The sequence below is a fragment of the Streptomyces sp. NPDC001507 genome, from assembly GCF_042894765.1.
Lineage (GTDB): Bacteria > Actinomycetota > Actinomycetes > Streptomycetales > Streptomycetaceae > Streptomyces.
In genome coordinates this window covers 363,297-377,971 of sequence record NZ_JBIAVV010000008.1, presented here as the reverse complement: position 1 = coordinate 377,971, position 14,675 = coordinate 363,297, and the positions used below count along the sequence as shown (strand labels likewise).

The 14,675-nt window shown below is 72.9% G+C and carries 14 protein-coding genes; 4 read left to right on the top strand and 10 right to left on the bottom strand.

What is annotated here, in order from left to right:
* Window positions 1-16 precede the first annotated feature (16 nt).
* The 4 genes from ACFY0K_RS26805 to ACFY0K_RS26790 form a co-directional block, all read right to left on the bottom strand.
* Window positions 17-331, bottom strand: a complete 315-nt coding sequence (locus ACFY0K_RS26805) for a DUF202 domain-containing protein (protein ID WP_390641973.1) — start codon at window positions 329-331, stop codon at window positions 17-19.
* Window positions 328-720, bottom strand: a complete 393-nt coding sequence (locus ACFY0K_RS26800; protein WP_390641972.1) for a YidH family protein — start codon at window positions 718-720, stop codon at window positions 328-330. Before ACFY0K_RS26800 ends, ACFY0K_RS26805 begins: the two co-directional genes overlap by 4 nt.
* Window positions 721-827: 107 nt before the next feature.
* A complete protein-coding gene (locus ACFY0K_RS26795; RefSeq protein WP_390641971.1) occupies window positions 828-1,337 on the bottom strand; it encodes an NUDIX hydrolase in 510 nt (169 codons plus the stop codon).
* 33 nt (window positions 1,338-1,370) lie between these two features.
* Window positions 1,371-2,264 (bottom strand): DMT family transporter, encoded by an 894-nt coding sequence (locus ACFY0K_RS26790; protein WP_390641970.1) that lies wholly within the window; start codon window positions 2,262-2,264, stop codon window positions 1,371-1,373.
* Window positions 2,265-2,654: 390 nt separating this feature from the next.
* On the opposite strand from ACFY0K_RS26790, the gene ACFY0K_RS26785 reads away from it, so the two are divergent.
* The 3 genes from ACFY0K_RS26785 to ACFY0K_RS26775 all read left to right on the top strand — a co-directional run bounded on the left by ACFY0K_RS26785 (window position 2,655) and on the right by ACFY0K_RS26775 (window position 5,088).
* Window positions 2,655-3,653, top strand: coding sequence for a hypothetical protein (locus tag ACFY0K_RS26785; RefSeq protein WP_390641969.1), 999 nt, complete (start codon window positions 2,655-2,657; stop codon window positions 3,651-3,653).
* An 87-nt stretch (window positions 3,654-3,740) separates the two neighbouring features.
* On the top strand, window positions 3,741-4,481 hold the full coding sequence (locus ACFY0K_RS26780) for a molybdopterin-dependent oxidoreductase (protein WP_390641968.1): 741 nt from the start codon (window positions 3,741-3,743) through the stop codon (window positions 4,479-4,481).
* Entirely contained in the window at window positions 4,465-5,088 is a 624-nt protein-coding gene (locus tag ACFY0K_RS26775) for a cytochrome b/b6 domain-containing protein (protein WP_351958953.1), read from the top strand. Before ACFY0K_RS26780 ends, ACFY0K_RS26775 begins: the two co-directional genes overlap by 17 nt.
* 145 nt (window positions 5,089-5,233) lie before the next feature.
* Here the strand turns inward: ACFY0K_RS26775 and ACFY0K_RS26770 are convergent, their stop codons facing one another.
* Together ACFY0K_RS26770 and ACFY0K_RS26765 are read right to left on the bottom strand one after the other, a co-directional pair.
* Window positions 5,234-6,631: a gluconate:H+ symporter gene (locus ACFY0K_RS26770; protein ID WP_390641967.1), complete on the bottom strand. Its 1,398-nt coding sequence runs from the start codon at window positions 6,629-6,631 to the stop codon at window positions 5,234-5,236.
* A 38-nt stretch (window positions 6,632-6,669) separates the two neighbouring features.
* Window positions 6,670-7,191, bottom strand: a complete 522-nt coding sequence (locus ACFY0K_RS26765) for a gluconokinase (RefSeq protein ID WP_390641966.1) — start codon at window positions 7,189-7,191, stop codon at window positions 6,670-6,672.
* 151 nt (window positions 7,192-7,342) lie between these two features.
* Here ACFY0K_RS26765 and ACFY0K_RS26760 point away from each other — a divergent pair, with 151 nt between their 5' ends.
* Window positions 7,343-8,044, top strand: coding sequence for a FadR/GntR family transcriptional regulator (locus ACFY0K_RS26760; protein WP_351958950.1), 702 nt, complete (start codon window positions 7,343-7,345; stop codon window positions 8,042-8,044).
* A gap of 13 nt (window positions 8,045-8,057) precedes the next feature.
* On the opposite strand, the gene ACFY0K_RS26755 is transcribed toward ACFY0K_RS26760, so the two are convergent.
* From ACFY0K_RS26755 to ACFY0K_RS26740, 4 genes are all read right to left on the bottom strand, one after another.
* Complete coding sequence (locus tag ACFY0K_RS26755; RefSeq protein ID WP_390641965.1) at window positions 8,058-8,456, bottom strand: YchJ family protein; 399 nt, start codon at window positions 8,454-8,456, stop codon at window positions 8,058-8,060.
* Between the two features lie 12 nt (window positions 8,457-8,468).
* Window positions 8,469-9,842: a M1 family metallopeptidase gene (locus ACFY0K_RS26750; RefSeq protein ID WP_390641964.1), complete on the bottom strand. Its 1,374-nt coding sequence runs from the start codon at window positions 9,840-9,842 to the stop codon at window positions 8,469-8,471.
* 80 nt (window positions 9,843-9,922) lie between these two features.
* Window positions 9,923-13,789: a Pls/PosA family non-ribosomal peptide synthetase gene (locus tag ACFY0K_RS26745; protein WP_390641963.1), complete on the bottom strand. Its 3,867-nt coding sequence runs from the start codon at window positions 13,787-13,789 to the stop codon at window positions 9,923-9,925.
* Window positions 13,790-14,150: 361 nt separating this feature from the next.
* Window positions 14,151-14,594 carry an ATP-binding protein gene (locus ACFY0K_RS26740; protein ID WP_382732230.1) on the bottom strand — a complete coding sequence of 148 codons (444 nt, stop codon included), beginning with the start codon at window positions 14,592-14,594 and terminating at the stop codon, window positions 14,151-14,153.
* Window positions 14,595-14,675: the final 81 nt, after the last annotated feature.

Here is a 14,675-nt window from a genome sequence, read left to right as displayed (position 1 = left end):
GGGCTGAGAGGGGGGTCTACACGACCAGTGCGGCGGCGCACAGGGCGATGGCCGCGGTGCACAGCACCGCTCCGGTCGCCTGCCGGGGCGTCAGCGTCGCGGGGCGGCCGGTGACCGCGAGGGCGCGGATTCGGCGGTGGGCGACCAGCAGGAAGCCCAGCCAGAACACGCAGCAGGCGGCGCAGGCGACGACCCCGGGGGCCGAGGCACCGCCGTGCAGGGCGGTCTTCGCCGCGAGTATGGCGGCGACGGTCGCCGACAGGGTCGTACGGCGCCAGGCCAGCCGGGTCCGCTCTGGCTGCAGCCCGGGGTCGCGGGCCGGCTCCGTCATCCCTCCCACCCGACGAGCACGACGACGACCATCGCGACGGCGACCACCGCGATGACCACGCCGAGCAGTGCCGGGAACCGGGACACCGGGAGGTCCTCGCCGCGCCGCATCGCGCGCTCGCAGCGCACCCAGTGGTTCACGGCGCGCAGCGAGCACAGGACGCCTGCGGCGAGGAGCGCGAGGGCGAGGCCGACGCGCCAGCCGCGGCCGAGGTCGGGCAGGAACTGGTCCACGGCGAATCCGCCGCCGATGAGGGCGAGGGCGGTACGCAGCCAGGCGAGGAAGGTCCGCTCGTTGGCGAGGGAGAAACGGTAGTCGGGGGTCGTGCCCTCCTGCCTCACCTCTTCAGGGGCGAACCACAAACGGACGTTCCGTGCGAATTCGATCACGTGCCAGAAGCCTACCGGGGGCGTCGTGGTCGTTCGGCTGCGGGGGCGTGGGGGCTGGCCGAAGGCTGGGGGAGGCACCCTGCCGGTGCCGGTGAGCGTCCCCTGCCTCAGCCCCGCCACTCCTGCAGCCGACCCCACGCCGCCAGCCCGTCCGGCACCCACTCCCACTCCCCGAGCCGCGACGCCAGTTCCTCCTCCGTGAGGAAGCCGTGCCAGGCCACCTCCTCCACCTGCGGCCGTACCGGCAGCTCGCAGCGCACCTCGTACACCGCCGACCACCAGCTCTGCCCGGCACCGTCGTCGTACAGGAACTTGAAGAGGAACGCCGGCCGGGGGAGCCCGCTCACGCCCAGCTCCTCCTCGGCCTCCCGCAGCGCCGCGTCGTCGTAAGACTCGCCCGCGCCGACCACACCGCCGACGAACATGTCGTAGAGGGAGGGGAAGACCAGCTTGGTCGGGGTGCGGCGGTGGACGAACACGCGGCCGGCGGCGTCGCGGGCCTGGATGAAGACGCAGCGGTGGCGCAGCCCCCGGGCGTACGCCTCGCCGCGCGGGGAGATGCCGATCACCTGGTCGTTCTCGTCGACGATGTCGAGGATTTCGTCAGCAGCGCTCATGCCGCCATCCAAGCAGGCGGAAGGCCGTAGGCGTCAGCGCGGCTGGAGGTCCAGCGACGGCTCCCTCGGTGCCGTACCGCGCGGCATCGCAGGGTGCAGCCCGAGCAGCACGATGCCGGCCACGATCGCCGCGAGCCCCGCCGCCTCCCAGGCCAGCGCCCCGGTGTCGGTGCGCAGCCGGTCCCCGAGGAAGCCGACCCCGCACAGGATCCCGGCGAGCGGCTGGGCCGCGGTGAGCGCGGGCAGCGAGTTGCGCAGCTCCGCCGTCTCGAACGCGCTCTGCACGAGGATCAGCCCGGTGACCCCGAGGACCAGCACGCCGTACGGCTGCCAGCCGGTCAGCACCTCCATGATGCCGCCCTCGGAGAAGCGGGTGCTGGTGACCCGGGTCAGGGCGTCCTGGACGCCGTAGAGCAGGCCGGCGGCGAGGGCGAGGAGGGTGGGGCCCGCGCTCAGGCGGGACCGCTTGGCGTAGGTCGTGAGCAGCAGGGCCGTGCCGACCATCACGCCGATGATCAGCCAGTGGCGCAGCGGGTTGGTGACCGCGTCGCCGCCGCGCGGCTGGCCCGCCAGGATGAACGAGGTCACCCCGCCCGCCAGCAGGGCGAGGCCCGCCCAGCCCTGGTGGCTGAGGGGGTGCTTGGTCTGGTGCCGGGAGAGCGCGAGGGCGAACAGCAGGTTCGTCGCGAGCAGCGGTTCGACCAGGGAGATCTCTCCCTTGCCGAGGGCGATCGCGCCGAGGACCATGCCGGCCACCATCAGGCCGATACCGCCGAGCCAGCGCGGCACCCGCATCAGGTCGAGCAGCAGCCGGGGCGAGAGGAAGTCGCTGAGCGGTGCCTTCTGGGCGACGTTCTGCTGGAGCACGAACCCGAAGCCCAGGCAACAGGCCGCGCTCACGGCGAGAATCAGAACCAGAACGGACACGCTGCGTACCTCGATCTGCGGCCGGGTTACGGAGTGCGTAGTGGCCGACTGTAGCGCTCCCGGAAGGGGATTGCTCCGGGAGTACCCGGAACCGGGCGGTTGACTCGGTCACGCCGCCCGGGTCGAGCACGGTGGGCGGTCGGAGCGGCGGCGGGACCCCTACGGCCATGGTCCGACGCCCGGGCCGCCCGCGCCATGGCGTACACCACAGCCGGAACCCGGAGCCCCACGGTCACCGTACGCCAACCGGGCCCAGACGCGCGTCAAGTTCCGCTTCGCGCAAGGTAGTTGAACGGGATACCAGCCCTGTTCGGCTTGACGCAAACTCTTGGCTGGGGGTTTGCTGTGCGTGATCGGCCGATGGCAGCCCGACAACCAGGAAGTCCCGCGGTGCCCCCAACCCCGCCCCTCTTAGGCCCAGGGCCGGCCGTCGCAGGCCCCGGCCCGGCCGTCGCCGACGGTCCCCGTGCGAGCCGCGCGCCGGCGCATCCCCGGTGCGAGCACTGTCCCGACGACGCCCTCGACGACGTGGAACTCATCTCCGCGCGAGCCGCGTTGGCCCAGGGCCGCTGGCAGTCCGCCCGCTCCCTGTTGCTCCACACGGGTGACGACTGGGACCGCCGCGGCCACCGGGCGACCGTCCTCGCAGGCGAGCCCTACGCCGGCGCCTGGGCCCGCGAGTGGCTGCTCGCCGAGCCCGGCTCCGCAGGCGCCGCCACCCTGTACGCCCTGACCCTGGTCCGGCGCGCCCTGCGCGGCAAGGAGGAGCCCGAGCGGGCCCGCGAGGCCTGCGCCGGCGCCGCCGCGCTCGCCCCAGCGGACCCCACCCCCTGGCTCGGCCTCCTGCTGCTCGCCCGTCACCTGGGCACCGACGAGGAGACGCGCCGCGTCTTCGGCGAGGTGCGCCGCCGCCATCCCGAGCACCATCACGCCCACCACCTGATGGCGGCCCGGATCGCGGAGACCGAGGCCCGGGGGACGTACGAGCTGTACACCTTCGCGGAGCGTGCCGCGGCCGAGGCCCCGGCCGACTCCCCGCTCGCCGTCCTGCCGGTCGTCGCGTACACCGAACGCCACCGGGTGCTCGCCGCCACCGGCCGGGCCCCCGCCGACCCGGCCGCCGCCGGGCACTGGACCGAGCCGTCCGCGCTGCGCGCCCTCGGCGCCGCGTTCGACTGGTGGCTGGAGTGGGGGATCGAGGAGCATCCCCGCCGGTACGTCGACCTCAACCACCTCGCCCACGCCACCTTCGGCGCCGGCCGGTACGCCGAGTCCGCGGCCCTCTTCCAGCGGATCGGCCGCCATGCCACCCCTGCACCCTGGTCGTACCCGGACCGCGACCCGTGTGCCGCGTTCCGGGCGGCCCGGGAGCGGACGCTGGGAGGTTGAGGGGAGCTTCATGAGAAGAGGTTGTGGATTCCTTACGGCCGCCGGATTCCGTGGCCGGACACGCCCCGATGGTGTTCGAATGAGTGCGTGAACTCTGAACAATCCGAGGAGCCGCGGCGCACCGAGGAGGGCACCCCGGTCGGCCGCCGGGTGTTCCTCGGCACCATCGGCCTCGGCGCGCTCGGCCTGGTGAGCGCGCCGGTGCTGCAACGCATGACCGAGACGGTCCTCGGCGCCTTCTCCGGCAAGGACCCCACGGGCCTGACCGGACTCCTCCCGAACGGCGGCGGCTTCCGGTACTACTCGGTGACCGGGTCCGTGCCGGACAAGACCGCCGCGAACTACCAGCTGAAGATCGACGGCCTGGTCGACAAGCCGCAGACGTACACCCTGGCCGACCTGCGGGCCCTGCCGCAGACCAAGCTGGTCAAGGACGTCCAGTGCGTGACCGGCTGGCGGGTCCCCGACACGCCCTTCGAGGGCGTCCGCCTCTCCCACCTGCTGGACCTGGCCGGCGTCCGGGACACCGCGAAGGCGATCCACTTCACCTGCTTCGACGGCGCCTACACCGAGAGCCTCACCCTCGACCAGGCGCGCCGGCCGGACGTCCTGGTCGCGCTGCGCATGCAGAACAAGGCCATCACCCACGACCACGGAGGCCCGGTCCGCCTCTACGTCGCCCCCATGTACTTCTACAAGTCGGCCAAGTGGCTCTCCGGCATCACGGTCACCGACAAGGTCGAACCGGGGTACTGGGAGAACCTGGGCTACGACGTCGACGCCTGGGTCGGCCGCTCGAACGGACGTGACGATGAGCCTACGAGCTGAGGCCCCGGCCGCCACCGACCGACTGCACCGCTTCACCCCGGCCGAGCGCTGGATCCACCGCACGACGGCACTGCTGATGGGCCTCTGCGTCGCGACGGCCGCCTGCCTCTACATCCCGCAGCTGGCGATCCTCGTCGGCCGCCGCGAGCTGGTCGTCCGCATCCACGAGTGCGCGGGCCTCGCCCTTCCCGTCCCGGTCGTCCTGGGCCTCGCCTCCCGCGCCTTCCGCAGGGACCTCGGCTTCCTGAACCGCTTCGGTCCGCACGACAAACTGTGGCTGGCCGCCGTCCTGAGCCGCGACAAGCGCCCGTCCTCCCGGCCGGCCGGGAAGTTCAACGCCGGCCAGAAGATCTACGCGAACTGGATCGCCGGCGCGACCCTCGTCATGCTCGCCACGGGTCTCCTGATGTGGTTCACCCACCTCGCCCCGCTGATGTGGCGCACCTCGGCCACCTTCGTCCACGACTGGCTTGCCCTGACCATCGGCGTCGTCCTGGCCGGCCACATCGGCATGGCCCTCGGCGACCCGGAGGCCAGACGGGGCCTGCGCACGGGCACGGTGAGCAGGGAGTGGGCCAAGCGCGAACACCGGCTGTGGCGGCCGTAGCCGCACTCCGCAGGCCTCTCGGGCACCGCCGACCACTGCCGTCGTTGCCGATCACCATCCCGCCGCAACGCCGATCGGCCGGTACGGCGGGGTCCGGTGGTGCCGAGCGACTCGTGCACCACCGGACTCCGGTTTCGTACCGCCCCTAGATCACCAGGGACAGCAGCAGCACCAGACCGCCGGCGACCACCGAGATGATCGTCTCCATCACCGACCAGGTCTTGAGCGTCTGGCCGACGGACAGGCCGAAGTACTCCTTCACCAGCCAGAACCCGGCGTCGTTGACATGGCTGAAGAACAGCGAGCCCGAGCCGATGGCCAGCACCAGGAGGGCCGTGTGGGCCGTCGACATGTCGGCTGCCAGCGGGGCCACCAGGCCCGCCGCGGAGACCGTGGCGACCGTCGCGGAGCCGGTCGCGAGACGGATCGCGACGGCGATCAGCCAGGCCAGCAGCAGCGCCGGGATCGACCAGTCCTTGGAGATCTCCAGGATCATCTGGCCGGCACCGCAGTCGATCAGCGTCTGCTTGAAGCCGCCGCCCGCGCCGACGATGAGGAGGATGCCCGCGATGGGCATGAGCCCCTTCTCCACGGTCTGCGAGAGCCGCTCCCGGGAGAACCCGGCCGGCCGGCCCAGCGTGAACATGCCGACGAGGACGGCCGCGAGCAGCGCGATCAGCGGGGAGCCGACGACGTCGAAGACGCGCTGGACGGTGTCCGCCGGGTCGTCGACGACGATGTCCACCAGCGCCTTGGACAGCATCAGGGCGACCGGCAGCAGGACGGTGGCAAGGGTGGCGCCGAAGCCGGGGCGGTTCTCCAGTTCCTCGGACGGGCGCTGCGGGAGCATCCGGTCGGGGGCCTGCACGTCCACCCAGCGGGCGGCGACCTTCGAGAACAGCGGGCCGGCGATGATCACGGTCGGGATCGCGACCAGGACACCGAGGGCCAGGGTGACGCCCAGGTTCGCGTGGACCGCGTCGATCGCGACCAGCGGGCCGGGGTGCGGGGGCACCAGGCCGTGCATCACGGACAGCCCCGCGAGGGCCGGGATGCCGATGCGCATCAGGGAGTAGTTGCCGCGCTTGGCGACCATCAGGACCACCGGGATGAGCAGCACGATGCCGACCTCGAAGAACAGCGGCAGCCCGACCACGGAGGCGATCAGCACCATCGCCCAGGGCATCGCCCGGCCGCCGGCCTTGGCCAGGATCGTGTCGACGATCTGGTCGGCACCGCCGGAGTCGGCCAGCAGCTTGCCCAGGATCGCCCCGAGCGCGATCAGGACACCCACGCCGGCGACGGTGGATCCGAGTCCGGTGGTGAAGCTGGTGATGACCTTGTCGAGCGGCGCCCCGGCGAACGCGCCGAGCGCGAGCGAGCCGATGGTCAGCGCCAGGAAGGCGTGGAGCTTGAACTTGGTGATGAGCAGGACGATGACGGCGAAGCCCAGCAGGACGGCGATGCCGAGCCGGGCGTGTCCGGCCGAGGTGATGGGCGCGACGGTGTCCGCTGCCAGCATCTCGACGCTGAGTCTGGTCACGGGGGTTCCTTGCAGTGAGTGACGGGGAGTAGGGGGATTTACTGCGGGGTGAGGTCGGGCAGCGCCTCGAGTGCGCGCACGGCCCGTGCCGTGATCTCCTCGGGGGTGCCCGAGACCTCCACGGCGACACCGGCCTCGTCCGGCTCCAGCGGCTGGAGCGTGGCGAACTGGGAGTCGAGCAGCGCGGTCGGCATGAAGTGGCCCTGCCGGTGCGACATCCGGTCCTCGATGAGCTGCCGGTCGCCGGACAGGTGCAGGAACACGATGCCGGGGGCCGCGGCGCGGAGCCGGTCGCGGTACGACCGCTTCAGCGCGGAGCTGCTGACCACCCCGCCGAGTCCCGCCCGGCCGTGCGCCCAGGCGCCGATGGCGTCCAGCCACGGCCACCGGTCGGCGTCGTCGAGCGGGTGTCCGGCCGACATCTTGGCGATGTTGGCCGGCGGGTGGAAGTCGTCGCCCTCGGCGTACGGGACGCCGAGCCGTGCGGCGAGCAGGGGACCGATCGTGGTCTTGCCCGTGCCGGCGACGCCCATCACCACGACGACGTGAGGGGTCCGCATCACTGCCTCGCTGTCCTTCCTCGACGAGCGGCACCGGCGTACGACATCCGGTGTCGGCCTCACTGAAACGCATTAGGTACGACGAATTCAAGAGTCTGTGACATATAAGTCTGACTTTTTGGCTCGGTGATCCACTCGGTACGCTGAGTGCATGAGCACACCGGGCCGGGGCCTGCACGGCCGAGTACTGGACGCCCTGGGCCCCGCCATCACCGCGGGCGAGTACCCGCCGGGCAGTGTCCTGCGCACCGACGAACTGGCCCAGCGCTTCGAGGTGTCACGCTCCGTGATGCGCGAGGCGGTCCGGGTCCTCGAGTCCATGCACCTGGTCGAGTCCCGCCGCCGGGTGGGCGTGACCGTCCGCCCGAAGGCCGAGTGGAACGTCTACGACCCGCAGGTGATCCGCTGGCGCCTGGCCGGCGCCGACCGCCCGCACCAGCTGCGCTCGCTCACCGTGCTGCGCTCGGCGATCGAGCCGGTGGCGGCGGGCCTTGCGGCGCGGCACGCCACGGCCGAGCAGTGCGCCGAGCTCACCGAGTGCGCCCTCGGCATGGTGGCCCACTCGCGCGGCCACAGGCTGGCGGACTACCTCTTCCACGACGTGGCCTTCCACCGGGTGATCCTGGCGGCGTCGGGCAACGAGATGTTCGCCCGGCTCGGCGACGTCGTGGCCGAGGTCCTCGCGGGCCGTACCGAGCACGAGGTCATGTTCGAGGATCCCGACCCGGCCGCCGTCACCCTCCACGTCCAGCTCGCGGAGGCGGTCCGCGAGGGCGACGCCCCGCGCGCGGAACAGCTGACCCGCGAGATCACCGCGGGCGCCCTCCAGGAACTGGACATCCTCGCGCCGTAGCGCTGCCGCCGCCCTACTGCTCCGGGAACTCCCCGTCCAGATACACCCAGGCCCCCTCGACCCGCTCGAACCGGCTGCGCTCCAGCAGCGAGCCGTTCCGGAACGAGGCGCGGAAGGTCACGGTGCCGGTGGCGTGGAAGGCGGAGCCGTCGGTCGTCGCCAGGATCTCCAGACCCGTCCACCGCATCCCGGGGTCCAGGTCGAGCCGGGCCGGGCGGGTCCGGGGATGCCAGGTGCGCAGCAGGTACGGCTCGTCCCGTCTGACGAAGGCGCTGTAGCGCGAGCGCATCAGCGCCTCGGCGGTGGGCGCCGCCGCCGCACCGCGGTGGAACCGGCCGCAGCAGTTCTCGTACGTCTCCGGCAGACCGCACGGACAGGCGGCGGGCTGCTGCCGGGGTCGCCTCGGTGTCACGGGCCCGCCCCCCTACGCCGACTCGGCGTTGGTGGGCGGCTGGGCCGGGCGGGCCGGGAGGGCCAGGGTGGGGAGCGCGGGCAGTGCGGTGCGGTGCACCCAGGCGTCGAGGAGGCCGTCCAGCGGCTCGTCCGCGAACCGGTTGACGTGCGCCGTGAACATCGCGGTCGTCACCGACCCGCCCCGGTGCAGCCCCGCCCACGCGCGCAGCATGTGGAAGAACCGCTCGTCGCCGAGCGCGCAGCGGACCGCGTGGACCGTGACCCCGCCCCGCTCGTAGAGCCGGTCGTCGAACATCGACTTCTTGCCCGGGGCGGCGATCCGGATGTCCTGCGGCAGCCCGGAGAGCATCCGGTGCGCGATGGCGGCCAGTTGCTGCGCGCTGCGGCCGCCGGACCGCTCCGACCAGAGCCACTCCGCGTACTTGGCGAGCCCCTCGTTCAGCCAGATGTGCCGCCAGTCGGCGATGGACACGCTGTTGCCGAACCACTGGTGGGCGAGTTCGTGCGCCACCAGCCGCTCCGAACCCCGCGCCCCGTCCACGTGGTTGGCGCCGAACAGCGACAACCCCTGGGCCTCGACGGGGACATCGAACTCCTCGTCGGCGACGACCACGGCGTACTCGTCGAAGGGGTACGGCCCGAACAGCCGCTGGAACAGGTCCATCATCGCGGGCTGCCGCGCGAAGTCCCGGGAGAACTCCGGGAGCAGCTGCGCCGGTATGTGCCCGTGCATCGGTACCCCGCCGAAGCCCGGGTCGCCGAGCAGCACCGTCTGGAACTTGCCGATCGCGAGGCTCACCAGGTAGCTCGACGTCGGCGCCGCCTGCTCGTACACCCAGGTCGTCGTGGACGCCTTCGTGGTGCGGGTCAGCAGCCGGCCGCCGGCCACCACCGAGTACGCCGACGGGCAGGTGACCGAGAGCAGGTACGACGCCTTGTCGGCCGGCCGGTCGTTGCACGGGAACCAGGAGGGCGCGCCGACCGGCTGGCTGGCCACCAGCGCGCCGTCCGTCAGCTCCTCCCAGCCGATCCCGCCCCAGGGGCTGTTCACCGGCTTCGGGTTGCCGGACCAGTGGATCTCCACGGTGAAGGCGGCCCCGGCGCGCAGCGGCTTCGCGGGCTTGATCCGCAGCCGGCCGCCGCGGTGCGTCCAGTGCGGCTGGCGGCCGTCCACCCGGATCCGGCCGATCTTGAAGTCGGCCAGGTTCAGCTGGAACTCGGGCAGCGCGGCCCGGCCCGCGATCGCGTTGATCCGGGCCATCCCGGCCAGGCGGTTGGGTCCCGGCCGGTAGTCCAGCGTGAGCTCATAGCGATGCACCCGGTAGCGGGGATCGCCGTTGTCCGGGAAGTACGGGTCCGGACCCGCCGACTGCTGCACTGCCACTTCCGCGTTCGCTCCCTGCGCTGTGCTCGAACCGTCCCTCGGTGCACCGATGCCCGCGGCCACCACCGGACGGCCCGCGCTCAGGGACGCCATGCCTCGATCGGGTTGCCGAGCCAGCGGGTGTCGTCGGGGACCGACTCCGCCGCCATGACGAGCGACGCGGGACCCAGGGTGGTGCGGGCCCCGATCGTGCTGCCGGGCAGCACGATCCCGCCAGGGCCCAGGGTGGCGCCCTCACGGAGAACCACAGTATCCGTCCGCAAGATCCGGTCGTGGAAGAGGTGAGTCTGCAGGACACAGCCGCGGTTCACGGTGGCCGCGTCCTCCAGTGTGACCAGATCCGTCTCCGGCAGCCAGTAGCTCTCCACCCAGACACCCCTGCCGATACGGGCGCCGAGGCCGCGCAGCCAGGCCGTCAGCACCGGGGTACCCGGCACCGAGCCGGCCAGCCACGGCACCGCAAGCACCTCCACGAACGTGTCCGCCAGCTCGTTGCGCCACACGAACGAACTCCACAGCGGATGCTCCCCGCTACGGTGCCGCCCGACCAGCGCCCACTTGGCAAGCACGGAGACCAGACCGGCGACGGTGCCGGCGCCGAGCAGCACCAGTCCCGAAAGGAGCGGCGCCCAGGCGCCCAGCGCGCACAGGGCGGCCACCGTCAGCCCGGCCAGCGCCACCGAGCACAGCACCGGCACGATCCGGCATGTCTCCACCAGCGCCCGCGCCCACAGCAGCCGGGCCGGCGGCTCGTAGGTCCGGCTCTGGTCGCCGTCGGCCGCGCTGCGCGGCAGCTTCACCGGCGGCAGCCCCAGGTACGAGGTGCCCTTCTTGGCCTTCTTCGGCGTCGCCGACAGCACCCCCACCAGCCCGCCCTCCGGCACGCTGCGGCCCGGCGCGGTCATCCCGGAGTTCCCGAGGAACGCCCGCCGCCCGATCTCCGCGCGCCCTATCCGCACATACCCGCCACCCAGCTCGTACGGCGCGGTCAGCGTGTCGTCGGCCAGGAACGCGCCCTCGCCGACCGTCGTCAGGCTCGGCAGCGCGAGCACGGTCGACACCTCCGCCCCGCGCCCGATCCGCATCCCGAGCAGCCGCAGCCACACCGGCGTGACCAGCCCGGCGTACAGCGGGAAGAGCGTCTCGCGGGAGCGGTCCATCAGCTGCGACACCGTCCACGCCTGCCAGCCGGTCCGGCTGTGCGTCGGGTAGGTGCCGGTGCGCAGGCCCAGGCTCAGCAGCCGCACGGAGACCAGGATCAGCAGGGCGTACGCCAGCCCGAAGGCCAGGGTGGCCGGGACCAGTGCGACCGCCGCGCCCCGCAGGGCCTCGGCCAGGCCGTCGCCGGGGGCCACGAACCGCCCGGCGACCAGCACCGCCGCGGCACCGGAGAGCACCGGGAGCGCGCTCAGCCCGAGCCCGGTCAGGCCGTACATCACCCGCCAGTAGGTCCCGCGCTGCGGCCGGTGCTCGGGCCAGTTCCGCTTGGCCTTGCCCAGCTTGACCGCGGGGGCGCCGGCCCAGCGCTGGCCGGTCGGGATCTGCCCGGTGACCGCCGAGCCGGGAGCCACCTCGGCGCGCTTGCCGACGCGGGCGCCCGGGAAGAGCATGCTGCGCGTCCCGACGACCGCGTGGGCGCCGATCCGGACCTGGCCGATCACCAGCCGGTCGCCGTCCAGCCAGGAGCCGGACAGGTCCACCTCGGACTCCACGGCCGCGCCCCGCCCGACCCTGAGCAGGCCGGTGACCGGCGGCAGCGAGTGCAGGTCCACCTCGGGACCGATCTTGGCGCCCAGTGCCCGCGCGTACCGCTCGAGCCAGGACCCGGTCAGCGTGGTCGCCCCGGCGAACTCGGCCAGCCGCTCCGCCGCCCACAGCCGCAGATGGACGGAGCCGCCGCGCGGGTAGGTGCCGGGCTTCACGCCCCGCAGCAGCAGCCGCGCGCCACCGGCCGCGACCGCGATCCGGCCGGGCGGGGTGAACAGCACCAGAGCCCCGAGGCCGACCAGCCACCAGGGCGCGGTCGGCAGCCAGCCGTAGCCGCCCAGCACGTTGCCGAGCGCGGCGAGGACCACCGTCCAGCGCAGCCCGAGGAGGGTGAACAGGGGGAGCAGGAGCAGCACCTGTACGAACTGGGCACTGCGCGGCACCGGCGCGATCGAGCGCTCGGCGCCGTCGTCCTGCACGGACTCCTCCAGCCGGCGCGCCAGCTTGCGCAGCACCGGCTGCTGGTAGATGTCGAGGACGGCCGCGCTCGGGTAGCGGGTGCGCAGCCGGGTGGTGAGCTGGGCGGCGGACAGGCTGCCGCCGCCGATCGCGAAGAAGTCGTCGGCGGCGCCGGTCACCGGGATGCCGAGGACCTCGGTCCACTGCTCGGCGAGCCAGGCCTCGGTGCCGTACAGCCGCTCGGCCGGGCCGCCGGTCTCCAGGCCCTCCAGGGGCCAGGGCAGGGCGTTGCGGTCGACCTTGCCTGAGGTGCGGGTGGGCAGCTCGGCGACGGGCGCGAGGAGCGGCACCAGGGCCGCGGGCAGCTCGGTGCGCAGCTTCTCGACGGCGGCCGCGTGGTCCCAGCCGTCCTGGGTGACGACATAGCCGACCAGCAGCTGGTTGCCGCTGCGCGCGGTCCGCACGGCCGCCGCCGCGCCCGCGACGCCGGGGAGCGCCTGCAGGGCCGCGTCGACCTCGCCCAGCTCGATCCGGCGGCCGCCGAGCTTGATCTGCTCGTCCGCGCGCCCGAGGAAGACCAGCCCCTCCCGGTCGGCGCGCACCAGGTCACCGCTGCGGTACGCCCGCTCCCAGCCCAGCGACTCCAGGGGTGCGTACTTCTCCGCGTCCTTGTCGGCGTCCAGGTACCGGGCCAGGCCCACCCCGCCGATCACCAGCTGGCCGCTCTCGCCCATGGCCACGGGCACGCCCGCGTCGTCCACGACGGCGAGCTCCCAGCCGTTCAGCGGCAGCCCGATGCGGATCGGCTCCTCGCCGGTCATCAGAGCCGCGCAGGCGACGACGGTGGCCTCGGTGGGGCCGTAGGTGTTCCAGACCTCGCGGCCCTCGGTCACCAGGCGCTGGGCCAGCTCGGGCGGGCAGGCCTCGCCGCCGAAGATGAGGAGGCGGACGTCGTTGAGGGTCTCGGGCTCCCAGAGGGCGGCCAGGGTGGGCACGGTCGAGACCACGGTGATCTCCTGCTCGACCAGCCAGGGGCCGAGGTCGGCGCCTGAGCGGACCTGGGAGCGGGGCACGGGCACCAGGCAGGCGCCGTAGCGCCAGGCGAGCCACATCTCCTCGCAGGAGGCGTCGAAGGCCACCGAGAGGCCCGCCATGACCCGGTCGCCGGGCCCGACCGGCTCGTCGGTGAGGAACAGCGCGGCCTCGGCGTCCACGAAGGCGGCGGCGCTGCGGTGGGTGACGGCGACGCCCTTGGGCTTGCCGGTGGACCCCGAGGTGAAGATGATCCAGGCGTCGTGCCCGTCGCCGGGGCGGCCGGAGGGCCGCCCGGACTCGCGGCGCACGTCGATGTGCAGCCCCTCGCCGAGGACGGCCGCCACCTCCGCCTCGCCGAACACCAGTGCGGCCCGCTCGTCCGGGTCCTCGGCGTCCACCGGGACGTAGGCGGCGCCGGCCGCGAGCACGCCGAGAACGGCGACGTACAGATCGTTGGTTCCGGACGGCACCCGCACGCCCACGCGGTCCCCGAGCCCGATCCCGGCCTCGGCGAGCCGCAGCCGCAGCCGTGCCACCTCCGTGGCGAGCGCGCGGTAGGTGAGCTGGGCGGTGCCGTCGTCCAGTGCGAGCTCGTCGGGATGTGCCCGTACCGTTGCTTCGAACACGTCCACGAGCGTGCGCGGCGATGCCGCCGCCCCGGCCGAGAACCGTGCCGTGTTCCCGAACTCCTCGCGGATCTCTTCGTCGAGCAGGCCGAGAGCACTGCTCTCGTCAATCGCTGCCATCCGGTCCTCGCGTCTCGTTCCCGGAACCTCCGGGGTGCCGGCGGGCCCGCAGGTCTGCCTGGGGTTGTCCGGCTCCGGCTGGGTAACAAGCCGGAAATATTAGTACGACGCTAGGTTCCCGTTCATCCCGCGGCCACCTGGAGACGGCCGTTCGGAGCAGTCCCTTGAAGGTTAAGCAACTTCTGACCTGGGATTCTCCGCGCACGACGAGAGATGGGACACACAGCGTGAGGCAGGCCAACTCCATGTGTCCGACGGTCGGTACGACAACGGCCGGCCCTGCGGCGAGGAGGGGGGAGAGAACGCCGCGGAACCGGCCGTCGCCGTGGGGGGCGGAGGAAACGTCACAGGGCGCCGGACGTCACGCGGCGCTGACCTCGGCCCAGATGGACTTGCCCCAGGGCAGGTTGCCCACACCCCAGCGGCCCGAGCACAGCGCGTCGAGGATCAGCAGGCCGCGCCCGCGGTCCCGTTCGACCGAGATGGGCCGCAGCCGGGGATGGCGGCCCAGCGGATCGTGCACCTCGACCCGGGTCCGGGAGCCGTCGGTGTCGATGAGGAGACGGACCGGGTCGTCCGGGTCGGTCTCGTAGCGCAGGGAGTTGGTGACCAGCTCGCAGGTGACCAGGGCGACCGCGTCGATGTGGTCGCGGGAGGCGTCGGGGGTGTGGTGCGCGATGAAGTCGCTCACGAACAGCCGGGCGGCTTTGGCCGACTGAGGCTCGCTGGCCAGTAACAGGACCGGCGGCGGGGCGACTTGCGGGGGGCGGGGTTCGGTCGTGGTGCTCCGCTGGCGTTCGATCATGTGCATCCCCTCACGGGCATGTCCCAACGCAGGCACAGTGGTTCGCCATGCGAGTGCGGTCACTGTCGTATTTCCCGGATT

Bases quoted from the DNA above. Each gene is read 5' to 3' on its own strand.
- ACFY0K_RS26805 (WP_390641973.1), bottom strand. From the start codon at position 331: ATGACGGAGCCGGCCCGCGACCCCGGGCTGCAGCCAGAGCGGACCCGG.
- ACFY0K_RS26795 (WP_390641971.1), bottom strand. From the start codon at position 1,337: ATGAGCGCTGCTGACGAAATCCTCGACATCGTCGACGAGAACGACCAG.
- ACFY0K_RS26775 (WP_351958953.1), top strand. From the start codon at position 4,465: ATGAGCCTACGAGCTGAGGCCCCGGCCGCCACCGACCGACTGCACCGC.
- ACFY0K_RS26765 (WP_390641966.1), bottom strand. From the start codon at position 7,191: ATGCGGACCCCTCACGTCGTCGTGGTGATGGGCGTCGCCGGCACGGGC.
- ACFY0K_RS26760 (WP_351958950.1), top strand. From the start codon at position 7,343: ATGAGCACACCGGGCCGGGGCCTGCACGGCCGAGTACTGGACGCCCTG.
- ACFY0K_RS26745 (WP_390641963.1), bottom strand. From the start codon at position 13,789: ATGGCAGCGATTGACGAGAGCAGTGCTCTCGGCCTGCTCGACGAAGAG.
- ACFY0K_RS26740 (WP_382732230.1), bottom strand. From the start codon at position 14,594: ATGATCGAACGCCAGCGGAGCACCACGACCGAACCCCGCCCCCCGCAA.